The sequence below is a fragment of the Corynebacterium curieae genome (assembly GCF_027570035.1).
Classification (GTDB): Bacteria; Actinomycetota; Actinomycetes; order Mycobacteriales; family Mycobacteriaceae; genus Corynebacterium; species Corynebacterium curieae.
In genome coordinates this window covers 72,195-88,635 of record NZ_JAKMUU010000002.1, presented here as the reverse complement: position 1 = coordinate 88,635, position 16,441 = coordinate 72,195, and the positions used below count along the sequence as shown (strand labels likewise).

15 protein-coding genes are annotated in these 16,441 nt (G+C 61.6%); 7 read left to right on the top strand and 8 right to left on the bottom strand.

The genetic code is table 11. The features are described 5' to 3' along the window. Positions 1–139: 139 nt before the first annotated feature. The 4 genes from argS to thrB all read left to right on the top strand — a co-directional run bounded on the left by argS (position 140) and on the right by thrB (position 5,603). Complete coding sequence (gene argS / locus L8V01_RS04640) at positions 140–1,792, top strand: arginine--tRNA ligase (protein WP_269945982.1); 1,653 nt, start codon at positions 140–142, stop codon at positions 1,790–1,792. After that, positions 1,793–3,130, top strand: a complete 1,338-nt coding sequence (gene lysA, locus L8V01_RS04635) for a diaminopimelate decarboxylase (protein ID WP_269945981.1) — start codon at positions 1,793–1,795, stop codon at positions 3,128–3,130. A gap of 175 nt (positions 3,131–3,305) precedes the next feature. After that, on the top strand, positions 3,306–4,649 hold the full coding sequence (locus L8V01_RS04630) for a homoserine dehydrogenase (protein WP_269945980.1): 1,344 nt from the start codon (positions 3,306–3,308) through the stop codon (positions 4,647–4,649). Positions 4,650–4,673: 24 nt separating this feature from the next. Next, positions 4,674–5,603, top strand: a complete 930-nt coding sequence (gene thrB / locus L8V01_RS04625) for a homoserine kinase (RefSeq protein ID WP_269945979.1) — start codon at positions 4,674–4,676, stop codon at positions 5,601–5,603. On the opposite strand, the gene L8V01_RS04620 is transcribed toward thrB, so the two are convergent. From L8V01_RS04620 to L8V01_RS04605, 4 genes are all read right to left on the bottom strand, one after another. After that, positions 5,590–6,249, bottom strand: coding sequence for a helix-turn-helix transcriptional regulator (locus L8V01_RS04620; protein WP_269945978.1), 660 nt, complete (start codon positions 6,247–6,249; stop codon positions 5,590–5,592). The two genes, thrB and L8V01_RS04620, sit on opposite strands and share 14 nt — an antisense overlap. Next, on the bottom strand, positions 6,242–8,092 hold the full coding sequence (locus tag L8V01_RS04615; RefSeq protein WP_269945977.1) for an ATP-binding cassette domain-containing protein: 1,851 nt from the start codon (positions 8,090–8,092) through the stop codon (positions 6,242–6,244). The genes L8V01_RS04620 and L8V01_RS04615 overlap by 8 nt, the downstream gene beginning before the upstream one ends. Positions 8,093–8,095: 3 nt before the next feature. Next, positions 8,096–8,860 (bottom strand): molybdate ABC transporter substrate-binding protein, encoded by a 765-nt coding sequence (gene modA / locus L8V01_RS04610; RefSeq protein ID WP_269945976.1) that lies wholly within the window; start codon positions 8,858–8,860, stop codon positions 8,096–8,098. A gap of 63 nt (positions 8,861–8,923) precedes the next feature. After that, positions 8,924–9,184 (bottom strand): DUF2249 domain-containing protein, encoded by a 261-nt coding sequence (locus L8V01_RS04605; protein WP_269945975.1) that lies wholly within the window; start codon positions 9,182–9,184, stop codon positions 8,924–8,926. Between the two features lie 66 nt (positions 9,185–9,250). Between L8V01_RS04605 and L8V01_RS04600 the strand changes: the two genes are divergently transcribed. Genes L8V01_RS04600 through L8V01_RS04590 form a run of 3 tightly spaced genes read left to right on the top strand, consistent with a single transcriptional unit; the run spans position 9,251 to position 12,862 of the window. Beyond that, the gene (locus L8V01_RS04600; protein ID WP_269945974.1) at positions 9,251–10,327 is read left to right on the top strand and encodes a hypothetical protein; all 1,077 of its coding nucleotides are present in this window, start codon (positions 9,251–9,253) and stop codon (positions 10,325–10,327) included. Then, positions 10,317–11,501 (top strand): beta-carotene 15,15'-monooxygenase, encoded by a 1,185-nt coding sequence (locus tag L8V01_RS04595; RefSeq protein WP_269945973.1) that lies wholly within the window; start codon positions 10,317–10,319, stop codon positions 11,499–11,501. The genes L8V01_RS04600 and L8V01_RS04595 overlap by 11 nt, the downstream gene beginning before the upstream one ends. After that, entirely contained in the window at positions 11,495–12,862 is a 1,368-nt protein-coding gene (locus tag L8V01_RS04590; RefSeq protein WP_269945972.1) for a multicopper oxidase domain-containing protein, read from the top strand. The genes L8V01_RS04595 and L8V01_RS04590 overlap by 7 nt, the downstream gene beginning before the upstream one ends. A gap of 159 nt (positions 12,863–13,021) precedes the next feature. Here the strand turns inward: L8V01_RS04590 and mobA are convergent, their stop codons facing one another. From mobA to moaA, 4 genes are read right to left on the bottom strand one after another with little or no spacing between them, the layout of a single operon-like run. Continuing rightward, positions 13,022–13,615 (bottom strand): molybdenum cofactor guanylyltransferase, encoded by a 594-nt coding sequence (mobA, locus tag L8V01_RS04585; RefSeq protein WP_269945971.1) that lies wholly within the window; start codon positions 13,613–13,615, stop codon positions 13,022–13,024. Then, positions 13,615–14,094, bottom strand: a complete 480-nt coding sequence (gene moaC / locus L8V01_RS04580) for a cyclic pyranopterin monophosphate synthase MoaC (protein ID WP_269945970.1) — start codon at positions 14,092–14,094, stop codon at positions 13,615–13,617. Before moaC ends, mobA begins: the two co-directional genes overlap by 1 nt. A 9-nt stretch (positions 14,095–14,103) precedes the next feature. After that, complete coding sequence (locus L8V01_RS04575; protein WP_269945969.1) at positions 14,104–15,303, bottom strand: molybdopterin molybdotransferase MoeA; 1,200 nt, start codon at positions 15,301–15,303, stop codon at positions 14,104–14,106. Between the two features lie 10 nt (positions 15,304–15,313). After that, positions 15,314–16,423 (bottom strand): GTP 3',8-cyclase MoaA, encoded by a 1,110-nt coding sequence (gene moaA, locus L8V01_RS04570; RefSeq protein WP_269945968.1) that lies wholly within the window; start codon positions 16,421–16,423, stop codon positions 15,314–15,316. Positions 16,424–16,441 lie beyond the last annotated feature (18 nt).

The following is a 16,441-nucleotide window of genomic DNA, read 5'->3' as shown; positions in this document are numbered from 1 at the left end:
GCGTCCCCCGCTTGACCAGCAATTATTTCGCAATATTAGTGTTGCAGAAAACTGCTATCAACCGTTTGCGCTGCAAAGGCGAACTTTTTGCTATAGCCCTTTTCACACTCGCCTTTTCAGTGAACTAGAATCGTGCGACATGACTCCAGCTGATTTGGCCACATTGATTAAAGAATCCGCAATCAAGGTCATGGATGACCATGACCTTGATTCCTCTGTCTTGCCAGAAACGGTAACCGTTGAGCGTCCGCGCAACCCTGAGCACGGCGATTACGCCACCAACGTTGCGTTACAGGTGGCCAAAAAGGCCGGTGCTAATCCGCGCGAGCTAGGAGGTTGGCTGGCAGAAGCATTAGCGGACAATGATGCCATTGCTGAGGCCGATATTGCTGGTCCTGGCTTCATTAATATCCGCCTGGCTGCCGATGCCCAAGGTGAAATCGTGGCGCAAATCCTCCGCGCGGGCAAGGAATACGGTTCCAACGATTCTTTTGCCGGCAAGAAGGTCAACCTTGAGTTTGTCTCTGCGAACCCGACCGGCCCGATCCACCTCGGTGGTACACGCTGGGCGGCCGTCGGTGATTCTTTAGGCCGTGTGCTGGAGGCATCCGGCGCAGAGGTTACCCGCGAGTATTACTTTAATGACCACGGCGGCCAGATTGACCGCTTCTCTCGCTCCCTCGTTGCAGCGGCGAAGGGCGAGCCCACCCCAGAAGACGGCTACGGCGGTGCTTATATCCAAGACATTGCTCAGGCCGTGGTAGAGAAGAATCCATCTGCGCTGGAAGGCAGCGATGAAGAGGTCCAAGAGGCTTTCCGCGCAGACGGCGTAGAAATGATGTTCGCGCAGATTAAGCAGTCCTTGCACGAGTTCGGAGTGGACTTTGACGTTTACTTCCATGAGAACTCCCTCTTTGATTCCGGTGCTGTGGATGCAGCGTTGGAAAAGCTCAAGGCCGAAGGCCACATGTATGAGGCGGAAAATGCGTGGTGGTTGAAGTCCACCAACTATGGCGACTCCAAGGACCGCGTAGTGGTGAAGTCCGATGGCAATGCGGCCTATATCGCCGGCGACATCGCTTACGTGGCCGATAAATTTGATCGCGGCCACGATTTGAATATCTACATGCTCGGCGCAGACCACCACGGCTATGTGCCGCGTTTGAAGGCGGCTGCAGCTGCCCTAGGCTACGATGCCGACGCCGTCGAGGTGCTCATCGGTCAGCTGGTTAACCTGATGCGCGATGGCAAGCCGGTGCGCATGTCTAAGCGTGCCGGCACGGTTATCACCATGGAGGATCTCGTCGCCGCCATTGGCGTGGATGCTTCGCGCTATTCCCTGGTGCGCTCTTCCGTGGATCAAACCATCGATATTGACTTGGGCCTGTGGGAGACGCAGTCTTCCGATAATCCCGTCTACTACGTGCAGTACGGCCACGCCCGTCTATGCTCCATCGGTCGTAAGGCTGCCGAGCTCGGCATCGACGCCGAAGGTGCAGATCTCTCGCTGCTTACCCACGAGCGCGAGGGTGACTTGATTCGTACCTTGGGTGAATTCCCAGCAGTAGTGGAGGAAGCAGCGCAGTTGCGAGAGCCGCACCGCATTGCTCGCTACGCCGAGGATCTCGCCGCGGTATTCCACCGCTTTTATGATTCCTGTCAGGTCCTGCCCAAGGCCGGCGAGGAGGAGGCACCAATCCACGGCGCCCGCTTGGCGCTGGCACAGGCTTCCCGCGTGGTTCTGGCCAATGCCTTGACCATGGTGGGCGTGAGCACCCCGGAGAAGATGTAAGTGGCGGATTTTAATGAACTGCCGGCCCACGTCTGGCCGCGCAATGCGAAACGCGAAGAAGACGGTGTGGTTACCGTCGCTGGTGTCCCACTGCCGGACCTAGCAGAAGAATTCCACACCCCGCTCTATGTCTTCGATGAGGACGATTTCCGCTCCCGTTGTCAGGACATGGCGCGAGCTTTCGGTGGTCCGGAGCATGTGCACTATGCCTCTAAGGCCTTCATCTCCAAAAAGATCGTGAACTGGGTCAATGAGGAAGGTCTGTGCCTTGACGCAGCCTCTCTCAACGAGCTCAAAATTGCCTTGGCCGCACAGTTCCCGCCAGAACGCATCACCACCCACGGCAATAATAAGGATGAAGAATACCTGCGCCTGTGCGTAGATGCCGGCGTGGGACATGTTGTCATCGATAATGAGCACGAACTCGAAGAGCTCAATCGCATCGCCGGAGAAGTGGGCAAGGTGCAGCCGGTCATGATCCGTGTCAAGCCCGGCGTGGATGCGCATACGCATGAATTCATCGCTACGGCGCATGAGGATCAGAAATTCGGTATTTCGCTAGCCACCGGTGCGGCTTTTGCCGCGGCTAAGCGCTGCTTGGAAGCAGAGAACCTGCACCTGAGCGGCCTGCACTGCCATGTGGGCTCTCAGGTATTCAACGCGGAAGGCTTCAAGCTTGCTGCCGAGCGCGTAATGGGACTGTACCGCCAGATTTACACCGAGCTGGGCGTGACCCTAGCAGAGCTCGACTTGGGCGGCGGCTTCGGTATTCCCTATATGCCTTATGAGGAGGCGCTGGATATCGAGCGTGTCGCAGGGGATATGCTCGGCGCGGTCAAGCACACCGCGGAGGAGCTGGGAATCGAGGCACCCTTCCTCTTGGTGGAACCGGGACGCTCTTTGGTTGCCGGATCTGCGGTGACCGTCTACCGCGTGGGTACCGTCAAGGACGTAGAAACCGGCAAGTCGGATTTGCCGCTGCGTCGCTACATTTCCGTCGATGGCGGGATGTCCGATAATATCCGCCCCGCTCTCTATGGCTCCGAGTATGACGTGCGCGTGGTCAACCGCTATTGCGATGGGGAAGAGGTTACCTCCCGCGTTGTGGGATTCCATTGCGAATCCGGCGATATCCTTCTTGAGGACGGCGAGCTACCTAATGATATCCAACCCGGAGACTTGCTTGCCTTTGCCGCTACCGGCGGCTACCAATACATGATGTCCTCGCGCTATAACGGCGCGGTGCGGCCAGCGGTCGTCGCCGCGCGCGTAGGGCAAACCAAGCCCATGCTGCGGCGCGAGACCATCGAGGATCTCCTCTCCCTAGAGGTGGATTAACCCCCGTCCTTCAACCCCCGTTACATGGCGGAATTTAATTCATGCCTTGTGACGGGGATTTTTCTATTAATGGCTCTATTTAGGGCGAAAGTAGACAGCTTGTTCTGTATAGTGTCCTGTATCCGCACTGAGCGGGAACGACACGTTGACCCCAACTTCAATATGGAGACGGACTATGGCTGCACCGACTAGTGAGCTTCAGGCACAAAAGCATTCCGGTAAAGGCGAGGGCGAGACCGTTGGTATCGCCCTGCTGGGCTTTGGCACCGTGGGTGCTGAGGTCTTCCGCCTGCTGGGAGAGAATGCTGATGCCTTTGCTCACCGCATTGGCGGCCCAGCCGAGATTCGCGGCATCGCCATCCAAAATAAGAATAAGCTGCGCCCGGGCGTGCCCCAGGAGCTTTTGACCGATGATGCCAAGGCACTGGTCGCCCGCGACGATATTGACTTGGTAGTGGAGGTCATCGGCGGTATCGATTTCCCGCGCGAGCTGGTCCTCGCCGCGCTTAATTCCGGCAAGTCCGTGGTTACCGCTAATAAGGCGCTGGTGGCCGCGCACGCCGACGAGTTGGCGGAAGCTGCTGACCGCGCCGGCGTAGACCTGTATTTTGAGGCTGCAGTGGCCGCCGCCATCCCAGTGGTGGGCATGCTGCGCCGTTCCTTGGCCGGCGATCAGGTAGAGCGCATCTCCGGCATCGTCAACGGCACCACCAACTTCATCTTGGATGCCATGGAGTCCACGGGTGCTTCTTATGATGAGGCTCTGGCCGAGGCCACCCGCTTGGGCTACGCGGAGGCGGATCCCACCGCGGATGTTGAAGGCCACGACGCCGCTTCTAAGGCCGCCATTATGGCGTCTTTGGGCTTTCATACTCGCGTGAAGTTTGAAGACGTCCACTGCGAGGGCATCACTAAGGTTACCGCCGCGGATATCGCGGCGGCCAATGATGCCGGCTTTTCCATCAAGCTGCTGGCCATTTGCGAGCGCCTCCAGCGTGAGGACGGCTCCGAGGCCGTCAACGCCCGCGTACATCCGACTTTGGTGCCCAAGGAGCACCCGCTGGCTTCCGTGAGCGAATCTTATAACGCCATCTTCGTCGAGGCCGAGGCCGCAGGTTCCCTGATGTTCTATGGCAATGGTGCGGGCGGCAATCCTACTGCTTCTGCCGTGCTTGGCGATGTCGTCGGTGCAGCCCGCAATATTGTCCACGGCGGCCGCGCACCGGGCGAGAATACCTATGCCAACCTGCCCATCGCAGATTTCGGTGAGGTGGAAACTCGCTATCACATCGATATGGAGGTCCAAGACCGCACTGGTGTGCTCGCGGCTATTTCCACCGCCTTTGCCAATAATGGCGTATCCCTGCGCACGGTACGCCAAGAGGATGGCGAAGATACGGCCCGCCTTATCGTGGTCACCCACGCTGCTAAGGAGGCCACCTTGGACAAGATCGTGGCTGACTTGAGTGAGCTAGATGAGGTCAAGGCCGTTCATTCCGTAATCCGCCTCGGCAGCTAGCCCGGAGCAATAGACTGGACAGCTATGAGTATCGAAGTTGAAGTCGGCACCAAGGCAATCGTGACCGTTCCCGCTTCCACGGCGAACCTTGGCCCAGGTTACGACACCTTGGGCATGGCGCTAAGCCTTTATGACACGGTCGAGGTGGAGGTCACTACCTCCGGGCTTGAGGTAGAGATTTTTGGGGAGGGAGCAGATGACCTGCCCCGCGACGGCTCGCACTTGGTGGTCAAGGCAATTCGCTCGGCGCTTTCGGCGGCCGATGCTACCGCGCCGGGCCTGCGCGTGGTCTCGCATAATAATATCCCGCAGTCGCGCGGCTTGGGCTCGTCTGCCTCAGCTGCAGTGGCGGGCGTGGCCGCCGGCAATGCGCTGGCCGGAAGCCCGCTGACGCAGGAGCAGGTGGTCCAACTTTCCTCCGCATTTGAAGGCCATCCCGATAATGCGGCCGCCTCCGTGCTGGGGGATGCCGTGGTGTCTTGGACCAATGTCCCGGTCGATGGCCATTCGTTGCCGGATTACCGCGCCGCTTCTATCAAGGTGCACAAAGATATTCGTGCCACCGCATTAGTGCCGGATTTCCACGCTTCTACCCAGGCGGTGCGTCGCGTATTGCCGTCGCACGTGACCCATTCGGATGCGGCGTTTAACGTCTCGCGCACAGCGGTGCAGGTGGCCGCACTGCAGAATTATCCGGACCTTTTGTGGGAGGGCACCCGCGACCGCTTGCACCAGCCGTACCGCGCGGATGTGCTTCCCGTGACTGCGGAGTGGGTCAACCGCCTGCGCAACCGCGGCTATGCAGCTTACCTCTCCGGCGCCGGCCCCACCGTGATGGTGCTGCACACCGAAGACATCGATGAGGGCATTCTTGCCGACGCCCGCGAGCAGAACCTCCGCGTCATTGACCTCACCGTCGCCGGCCCCGTCAGCGTGGAGCTTACGCAGGCTTAATTTCCAGCCTGCACACGTTGTGATGCTGGCGTGGCACCAAGTTAATGGTGGTGTCTTCATCGCTGGTTTCTTGCAGGAAGCCAGCGTGAATGGCACAAAGGAAGGGCGAAGGTGTCAGGCCAGAGGACACGAAGGGGCAGGCCTGCAAATCAATGTCCGCGGAATCCGGCCGAGTGGCGGGGTCAAATCCCATATCCCGCAGGGCGGAAAAGAGCGTACCGAGCGCACCTTCGGACTCCCCAGTTCCTGTGGCGCGTGCCCAGCGGCGCCCGATAGCGATGGCCCTGGCAGAGGCATCGTCATCAAGCGCATCCTTTTCCGCCAGCATGGTGGTCAGCACCTCCACCAAGGTGATGTATTCTTCAGCGATTTTCTTATTATCGGGCACGCGGACCTGGAAGATGAGGGAGGGGCGGCCGCGGCCCTTACTCGGCGCCGAAACTACGTTCACAGCACCAGCGTTGACTAGCTCATCGATGTGCCCGCGGGCAGTGTTGACGTGCATGCCCAATTCCTTGGCCACGGTGCTTGCCTTGGCGCCATCAGGGTGGCGTTGTAGGGCAGTGAGAACCTCGCGTTGTTTGGGCGAAAGGTTGAGGGCCTCTGGGAAGAGTTCAGTGGTGGGACGGGGAAGTGAATCAGGCATGGTAGGAATCCGCCTTGGGGTGGACAAAGACGCGTGTTTTAGACACGGATAAGGATACGGTGTCGCCCGCCGCAATGCCTAAAGCGGTCTCTCGGTCGACCGGAACAGTAACTTCCTGACCGCCTAATCCCACACGCACCTGCGCGGACCCGAGACTAATTGCCTCGATAGCCACAACACGTCCATCCCATTGATTGTCCTCGTTCGCGGCGTCATTTAGGGCGGCCGCCTGCGGATCGAAGGTCACCGCCACCTTCTGTCCGGGCTGCAGAGTCGCGTGCTCGGTTGTTGCCAGAATCACAATATCGCCGCATGTCACCTCTGTGGTAGACGCGCCGATGCCGGTCACGGTCCCTTCTAGGCGGTTGAGCCCCGCTAGCGCCGCAACGAAGCCAGAAGGCGGTGCGTTCAGCAGGCGCGCGGTAGTGTCGTGCGCTTCCACGCGTCCGGAATCCATGACCAGCATATCCCGCGCCAAGTTCGCAATGTCGAGCGCATTATGGGTCACAAGCAGCGTGGTCCGGTCTTCGCGCGCCGCGTGCAAGAAACGTCGCCACCTCTCGGCGGATTTCACATCGACGGCGGCGAGTGGCTCGTCCAAGATAAGGACGGCAGGCCGTGCGGCCAGTGCGCGCACTAGTGCCACGTGGGCGGCTTGGCCGCCGGAGAGGGCGGGAACGGGGACGTCGGCAAGCTCGTGTAATCCCGCCGCCGCCAGCAGTTCCTGTGCGCGGGCCCTATCGCGGGTGACCATGCTGACGGCCTTTAGCGCCGTCGAGCGCGGTGGCAGGCCTGGGCGCTGGGTGAGTAGCACGATGTCGGTGCCTTTCGGCGTGACCTCGCCGCCGCTCAGACGCCCAGCAATGCGCCCCATGAGCGTGGTTTTACCGGAGCCGTTCGGGCCCACAATGGCGGTAATAGCGCGCGGGGAAAAGTCCGTGCGCGCCCCATCGACCTGCACGGAGATGGCCGGAGCCTCAGCGGGTCGGGTGAGCTCGCGCAGCTTGTCGACGTCCATGGTGTGCAACTTCCGCGCCCGCGGTTGGTAGTGCCGCCGCCGCAGGACGGGCAAGCCTGCCAGCGTCAGGCATAGTAATGCCAGGCCGATAAGTAGCGCCGAAAGTACATAAGCGCCGTCCGCGTCGACCTCGCGCTCTAGGTAAATGCCCAGTGGCATGGTTCGGGTCACCCCGGGCTGGGAGCCAGCAAAGGTCAACGTCGTGCCGAACTCGCCTAGGGAGCGGGCGAAGGCTAAGCCGGTGCCGGTCGCCAAGGCGGGCGCAATAGAAGGCAGGGTGATTTTGCCGAGGATCTCCCAGCGTCCCAAGCCCACGCTTCGTGCAGAAGCCAGGATCTCCTCGTCCAACTGGCGCAGCGCTGAATCCACCGCGACTACTACGAAAGGCAGCGCCACAAAGGTCTGTGCGACCACGACGCCGGGAAAGGCGAAGGCGAGGTGAATCCCTAGGGCGTCGAGAAGCGGGGCCAAATACCCTCTGCGGCCGAAGGCTGCGGTCAGCGCCAAGCCGCCTACCACCGGCGGCATGGCTAGGGGCAGATAGACCAATAGGCGGATAACGGCGCTGCCGCGGCCAAGCTGCTGGACCCACAATGCCAATCCCAAGCCCAATACCAGCGCGAGCAGCATAGATTGGAAAGCTGCCGCGACCGAAATGAGCAACATGTCTCGGATCTCAGGGAGGGCGAGATATTCGCCGATGCGCGCCCACGGCACGCGCAGTCCGAGGGCCGCCACCGGAATAATGATGGTGGCTACCGCAATGAAGCCAATAAGGCCGATGATCAGCGGTGACTTTAGGCGGATGGGTTGTGGGGAAGACATAGACTAGTCTGCCGGCTGGAAACCGAGCTCGCGCCAGGTGGAATCGAAGTCGGTGGCCAAAAGATCGAGGACTTCCTGCGCCTCCTTGGGGTGTTCGGCTTCGGCCGTGACTGCGCCGACAATCTGGTTGGCGAATTTGTCCGCCCCAGGAATGTCAATTACTTCGACATCATCGCCAGCTGCGGCGGCATCGGTGGAATACACCCATCCGGCATCGGCCTCACCCGCAGACACCTTTCCTAAAACGTCCGCTACCTGGCGCTCTTGGGAGGAGGGGTGAACGTCGAGGTGCTTGTCATCGATGATCTGAGAGGAAATATCGCCGCAGGGTACCTGCGGATCACAGAGCACAAAGTGGCGGGCGCGGGAAAGATCCTGCAGCGAGTGAATATTGGCCGGGTTTCCCTTAGGAACCACCATGACCATGACGTTGGTGGCGAGCACCTTAGGTTTGGTGACGGTGCCGTCTTCTACTGCTTGGTCCATGGTCTTCTTGGACGCCGCGACGAGAAGATCTGCTGGTGCGCCCTCGCGCAGCTTGCTGACGAGATCGGAGGACCCGCCGTTTTCAAAATTCAGATTCACCGATGGATTGAGCTGGCCGGCACGCTCATTGAGCGCGTCATTAAGCACGCGCGTGGAGGAAGCCGCAAATAAATCAAGTGTGGTGGTCGAAGAGCCCTCTGAGGAATTAGTGGAGGTCGACGGTGCGCAAGCGGAAAGTGCGACACCGATGGTCGCTACGAGTGCCATAACGCGCTTTTTCATGTGCGGTGGCTCCTTTCAGAGGGGCGTGTGACCTACCCAGAATAGCTGCCACAAGCCCTGCATCTAGCCCATTCGGGTGAATTTGATGTGAAAGTCGTTTTCTTCTTCCTTGAGGTAGTCGAGCTCGAATTCTTCCTCGCGTGCTTCGACTTCCTTGAGCAGGGGAATCGGGTTGTGCGGGGCGATGAGGATCATTGCTTCGCCCACATTAAGGGTGCCCAGCGCGCCATGGATGGCGCCGTGGCGAACAGCGTGCGGAATTTCAGAGGCGTTGAGGGTGGGGATGGAATGCGGCTTATTGGCATCAGAGATAGGCAGTTGCATGGTGTGTAGTCCTTTCTAGAGGGGCGTGAGTTTCGCTCTGCTAGCAATATTAGTACGATAAAACCCGTGCAAAATAATAGCGTAGCGCATCGCTTCATTTTCCTCGCCTTCGCAGGACTGTCCCTGCTGGTAGGCCTGGCTGCGGGCGCCGCCCTCCTAGGGCTGAACGCCACCCCGGGAGCGTCCTTCGCCGCCGACCACGGACCGCTCATGGTCTTTGGTTTCCTCGGTGGAGCCATCGGCCTGGAACGCGCCGTAGCCGTGCGCACCACGTGGGCCTGGGCGGGTCCCGTGTGCCACGTTGTTGGCGTGCTTGGTATTCTCGCCGGCCTGCCGCGGGGAGTCCCGGCCGTGTTCTTTGCCGCCGGGTTCCTCGTTCTTGGCTTTATCTACGTCACCATCTACTGCCGTCAAGCTAGCCTGGCGATCGTGGTGCAAGCCGCCGGTGTTATTGGGGGAGTAGCTGCTGCGACGCTATGGGCCATGGGGCCGGGGTTTGCCGCAGCGATGCCACTGTGCGCGCTCTATGCCGTGGCCACCATCATCGGCGAGCGCATGGAACTAGCGCGCGTGACCATGGCTGGAACGCGCGCCGAAGACCAGCTCACCCTCCTAGTATTGGGGCTGGCGGCAGCGAGCGTCATCTATGTGCTTGCCCCAGCGGTGGGCTATCGCGTTATGGGCCTGGTGCTCATCGCCATTGCCGCGGCTACCGCGCGGGTGGACGTGGCCAAAAACTTGGTGCGCTCAAAGGGGCTGCCGCGCTACTCGGCGGCGTGCATGCTGGCCGGTTATGCCTGGCTCGCCCTCGGTGGATACTTCTGGCTCCTTTACGGCCAGGCCACCGGCTTTGCCTATGACGCCTCTGTGCACGCCATATTCTTAGGCTTTGTCATGTCCATGATTTTCGCGCACGCTCCGATTATTATCACCTCCGTCATTCGCCGCCGTTTGCCTTACCGTGGGGCGCTATACCTTCCGGTGGGGCTTCTTCACGGTGGCCTAGCGGTGCGCGTTTTAGCCGATTGCGCTGAGCACAACACGGCCTTTCAAACAGGCGGAGTGGTGACCATCATTGCAGTGCTTGCGTTCGTTGCTTGTGGCATCGTCCTTACCAGGCAGGAGGCACGCCATGCACATTAATGACATTTCCCTGGCAGCCCGCGGACGGTGGCATACCCTCACCGCAGCCATTATCGCCGGGTGGATGCTGGCAGGCCTCGGCGTTCTCATTGCCGCATCCTTGGGCGCGCCGGTGGTGTGGTGGGATATCATTCATCCCTTTACCATTGGCGCGCTGACCACGGCGATTATTGTTTTTTCCACCCACTTCACTGAGGCCTTGACCCGGACGGCGGGTGGGGACTATCGGGGCGTCGGCAGTCGCGTGGGGCTAGTGCAGCTCGGGCTTATCCTGCTACTCATCGATAGGGCGGGGTATGACTGGGGCCCGCTTGCCGACGCCGCCTCCGCCCTCATCATCGCCGCCCTTACCTGGCACCTGTGGTTTGTCCTGCGGCGTTTACGCGGCTCGCTATCCGGTTCCTTTGCCGTAACCGTACCCTTCTACATCGCCGCTGCAGTGTTCATGATTATCTCCGTGGTGCTTGTCATCCTCAGCGGCAATGGGGTAGGCGAGTATTCCCTCCTCGTCGGCGCCCACTCGCGTGGCATGGGCTGGGGTTTCGCATGGCTTACCGTCATTGGCACGGTGGTCACGTTGCTCCCCACACTTTCTGCCACCGCGATTTCGCCCATCGCCCGTGCTAGGTGTACTCGCGCGCTTGTTGTGCACTGCGTTGGCCTTTCCGTGGCGATGGCGCTGTACGCGGTGGGCCTTACCCGAGCCGCAGGCGTGGCCCAGCTGCTCGTGGTCTTGGCGGCGGTGCTTATTATCCAACCGGCCCTGGCCACCGTTATGGGGCGCTCACCGCGGCTGACCACCGCCACCGTTGCCGTTATCGCCGGCCTGCTGTGGATGCTGGCGCTGTGCGCTGGCGATGCCATTTCCGCAGCTGTGGGCGCCTATCCGCGCACCATCACGCTGGTTTTGCTGCCCGCCTTCCTCGGTGCCGGCCTCTTGCAACTAATAACCGGTGTCCTTCACCACTTGCTTCCCATCCTTACCGGCGCACGCCCTGATACCACCGAGCGCACCGGCTACGCCCGATTGCTGCTCATCAACGTGGGCGGACTGCTGACATTGCTGGGCGCTACCGTGGCCGGGCTTATCATGATGGGGATAGGCCTTGCCGCCAATATCTTCGCCGTCGGCCGAGCCATCTACCTACAGAAAGACTGGAGAGTTAAATGCTGAGCGTTTCTTCCTCACAACCCGCGGACAAACCCGCACCCAAAGATTCCTCCTGGGCCTCGTGGCTGCTCATCGGCATCGCGTTAGCGGCAGTCATCGCGCTCGCGGTGGTCAATTCCACCGGGAAGGGCTCTGACTCCGCGGCGCCTGTAGCTTCCGGTGAAACGCAGACTATTGACGTCAGCGTAGACGGCATGGCATTTTCTCCCTCTTCCGTGGACATCGACCCCGGCACCCATCTAGTGGTCAACTTCACCAACTCCGGCGACCAAGTCCATGACTTAAAGATTGGTGACGCCGAAACCAGCCGCGTCGACCCCGGCGAGTCCGTCCAACTCGATGCCGGAGTCATCGACTCCTCCGAGGAAGGCTATTGCACCATCGCCGGCCACAAAATGCAGGGCATGACCTTCAAGGTCAACGTAGGAGATGGCCCTGCTGCAGGGCACGACCACACGGTATCCTCCGCTAACAATCCCCACGTCAACGTGCCCACTGCGGCCGAACTTGGCACACAACGAGATGGCTTTTCCGCCTTCGACGCCTCTTTGCGGCCGGCCGCCGAAACGAAAACGCACAAAGAGACCTGGACGATGACCGAGGAAGTCGTCGAGGTCGCCCCCGGCATCAAGCAGATGCGCTGGCTCTTCAACGGCCAGGCCCCCGGCCCGACCCTGCGCGGCAAGGTGGGCGATAAATTCGAAATCACCATCAAAAACGAAGGCTCCATGGCCCATTCCATCGACTTCCACGCCGGCGAAGTCAATCCCGATGAGACCATGAAATCCATCCAGCCGGGCCAAGAATTGACCTACAAGTTCACCGCGAACCGCTCCGGCATCTGGATGTATCACTGCTCCACGACGCCCATGTCCCTCCACATTGCTAACGGCATGGCCGGCAACGTCATCATCGATCCGCCGAACCTGAAGCCCGTTGACGCGGAGTATAACTTCATGGCCACCGACGTCTTCCTCGGCGAGGAAAACACTGGCGCCGATGCCCAGCGCGTTGCCGACGGTCGTTTCGACCTCATGGCCTTCAACTACTACCCCGGCCAATACGACGCAGAGCCCATCAAGGCCAAGGTGGGCGATACCGTCCGCCTGTGGCTGACCAACCTAGGCCCCGATCAGCCGCTGAGCTTCCACGTTGTGGGCGAACAATTCGACACCGCCTATAAGGAAGGTGCTTATCTAATCAAGGATGAGGACTCGACCGGTTCTCAAGCACTCGACCTTCTTCCTGCCCAGGGCGGTTTTGTCGAGATGACCTTCAATGAGCCCGGAATCTATTCCTTTGTCAATCACATCATGACTAACGCGGAGAAGGGCCAGCACGGCAAGTTTATCGTTACTGAGTAAGGAGCACCTTCCCGTTCCTCCCGCCCAGTTTCCGCCACTCCCGCCCTTCGCGCTCACCGGCGACCGTTTGTGGTCGCATTTCGACTCCACGGTGAGCGCGAAGGGCGGGTTTCCGCATTGACGAGAGCTCATCCACTCTAGGCGCTCACAGGAGTGGCCTTATCGCGCTTGTTGCGGCTCCCCGTGAGCGCGAAGGGCGAAGTGGGAGGAGAGCAAGGGGAGCTCGAGCAGCTCCGACCGGGTGTCGTAGTCGCGTTCGGCACCGGTGCCAGGAATCTCGACGAAGTTGGCTCCACGGATAAGGCGGCGCACAGAGACGTTGCGGGTCGCGGGAAGGGCTTCGAGCTGCGCGCGGAGCGCAGGGGTGTGCCAGAGCGAGCACAAGGGCTGGAGGTAACCGTCGGCGGCACGGGTGAGCACGGCATCGGCTGTGGAAGAGGCGAGAGCTGCGCGTAGATGGGGAAGCAGCTGCGGCGAATCGGGGGCATCCACAGCAAAGAGGGCGAGCTCGGAGCAATGGGATAAGGCTTGGGCGCCGGCCGCGATGCCGGCGACGGGACCACCGTAGAGCGGGGTCTCGCACACCTGAGGCACGCCGAGGCGATGAGGGGAGACGGCCACGGTCGGGGTGCCGTAGGGAAGCTGGGCGAGCAGGCGGTCGATAAAGCGCGTGCTATGTGCGGAAAGGGAGGCCTTATCGGCGCCACCCATGCGCCTGCCATGCCCGCCGGCGAGAATTACCGCGCCGAGCATTAGGCCTCCGGGAGGGTGCGGGACCAGTCCCCGGAGCGGCCGCCGGACTTCGCCACGATGCCGCAGCGGCGGATATAGGCGGAGCGGTCCACGCCCTTGACCATGTCAATGATGGCTAGCGCGGAAACATTTACGGCCGTAAGCGCCTCCATCTCCACGCCGGTGCGATCGGCGGTGCGGACGGTGGCGGAGATGGACACGTGGTCGTCGGCAAGCGTGAGCTCCACTGCACAACCATGCACGCCGATGGTATGTGCCAGCGGAAGCAGCTCGGGGACCTTCTTGGCGGCCGAAATGCCGGCGATGCGGGCGACGGCGAGGACATCGCCCTTGGGTACGGTGCCGTCGCGCAGCGCGGTCATCACCTCAGGTGAGCACGCAACTTCGCCCTCCGCGGTGGCGGTGCGCACGGTGGGCTGCTTCTCGGTGACGTCGACCATGTAGGCGGCGCCGTCAGAGTTCAGGTGGGTAAATTCCATGGTTGCTCCTTAATACATATAAACGGTGATGTCCTCGCCTTTGGCGGGCGGCTCGGAGTCGATGAGACAAAAGCCATTAGTCCCAGCCAGTGACACGATGCGGTGGCTGCCGTGGGGCAGGTGCGAGGTGATAGTTGGCGCTTCCTGAAAGTCTACGGTCACGGGGATAATGGTCGGGCGGCCCCGTGAAGCGGGAAGGTGCGTGTCCACTCGTGCGCGCAGGTTGACCCGCTGGCGTGGCGCGGGGCGTCCGGAAAGCGCGGCGATAAGGGGGCGGGCATAAAGCTGGAAATCGACAAAAGCTGCCACAGGGTTGCCGGGCAAGCACAACACCGGGGTGTTATTCCACAGCGAGTAGCCTTGTGGCGCGCCAGGGCGCTGGTCGACGTGCCCGAACCACGAAGAACCAGTGCGCCCCAGCACGGTGTGGACGACGTCGAATGCGCCGGCGGAGACTCCGCCGGAGGTGATGACGAGGTCGTGGGACGAGGCTAGCTCATCGAGCGCAGAGGCTAGGACCGCAGGGTCATCGCCCACATGGACGTGCGTATCTGCACCAGAGAGAGCGGCGAGCATCGGGCCATTAGAATCCGGCAGCTGGCCGGGGGCGAGCTGCGCTGGGGAAGCGACGAGTTCTTCCCCGGAAGAAATAACCGCAATGCGTGGGCGGCGGTAGGCCGAGACGGAATACACGCCGGCGGAGGTGAGGGCGGCGATCACGGCGGCGTCGACAAGCGTGCCGGCCGTGGCCACTGGCGCGCCGGGCTGGATGTCCTCGCCGGCGGGGCGGATATGCGACTTGGTGGGGGCATCGGTGATGGTGACCTCATCGGGGAGTGCTACGGGGCCGGCCGGGGTGGTGGTGTTTTCGACTGGGACGACGAGCATTCCTGTGGTGTCGGCCACGGGCGCGCCGGTCATGATGCGCACGGCGCGGCCGGCAGGAACATCGATGAGTGATGCGCCGGCGGGTACATCACCGGCGACGGGGAGGGTCCACGGGCCAGCAGAGGAAAGGTCGGTGGCATGGACGAGGAAGCCATCCATCGCCGAGTTGGCGTGGGGCGGCACGGGAAAGTGAGCGGTGGCAGCGGCGGCAAGGACACGGCCGATGAGGGAGGCGTCGACGGCCGCGGGCTCGGCCGGCGGGGTAGGAGCCAGCGCGAGTACGGCATCGAGGTGCGCGGAGATGCTGCGGGGCGTGGACATAGGATTCAGGTTAGCCGCCGATGGCGGACATTGGGCGGTCTGGTTGGAGAAAGCCTTCGTCATCGATGCCGTGACCGGGCTTTTTGGTCCACATTTCTCCTGCCCAGGCTGCCATGATGTCCTCATCGCTAGCGCCGGAGCGCAGCAAATCCCGCAGCGGAGTTTCGGAATTGCCAAACAGGCAATTGCGAATGGCGCCATCGGTAGTCAGGCGGGTGCGGTCGCAGTCGCCGCAGAAGGGGTGGGTGACCGAGGCAATGATGCCCAGCTTGCCCCGCGTGCCATCCGGTGCCCTGACTTCCCACAGTGCGGCGGGGGCGGAACCACGGGGTTCGCGGGCGGGCTCCATGGAAAAGTGGGTGCGCAGGCGGGTGAGAATATCCGCGGCCGTCACCATGTCCTCGCGGCGCCATTTTTCGCGGGGACCGAGTGGCATCTGCTCGATGAAGCGAAGCTGGGCGCCGTGGTGGACGGCATAGTCTGCCAGCGGGACGATGTCTTCTTCATTGACACCGGGCATGACCACGGCGTTGAGCTTGATGGGGTGCAGGCCCGCGGCATCCGCGGCGGCGATGGCCTGAAGGACGTGGTCAAGGCGGTCGCGGCGGGTGAGCGCGGCGTAGCGCTCGCGGTCGATGGTGTCGAGCGAGACATTAATGCGGTCGAGCCCAGCCGCTGCCAGGGCGCCGGCACGCTTTTCTAGGCCAAGCCCGTTGGTGGTCAGCGCGGTGGATGGGGAGCGGCCTTCGTCGGTGCGCAACTGCTTGGTGGCGGCAATAATCTTCTCCAGCGACTTGCGTAGCAGCGGCTCGCCGCCGGTAAATCGCACCTGGCGGATGCCCAGCTTGCCGACGCCGATTCGGATCAACCGAATGGTTTCCTCATCGCTCAAGGTTTGCTCTGTGGGCATCCACTCCAAACCTTCGGCCGGCATGCAGTAGGTGCAGCGCAGATTGCAGCGATCCGTGAGGGAGACGCGCAGGTCTCGGGCTTGGCGTCCATAGCGATCCAACAGGGCGCGCGTGCCATGAGTGGCCGGTGCGGGCAGATCCGCCGGCGGCTGCGCCCGGCCCACGGTGGGCAGGGGCAGCGAAACCACGGAGTGCTTCGAAGAAGTCATTGGTGCCAGTCTAAGAGA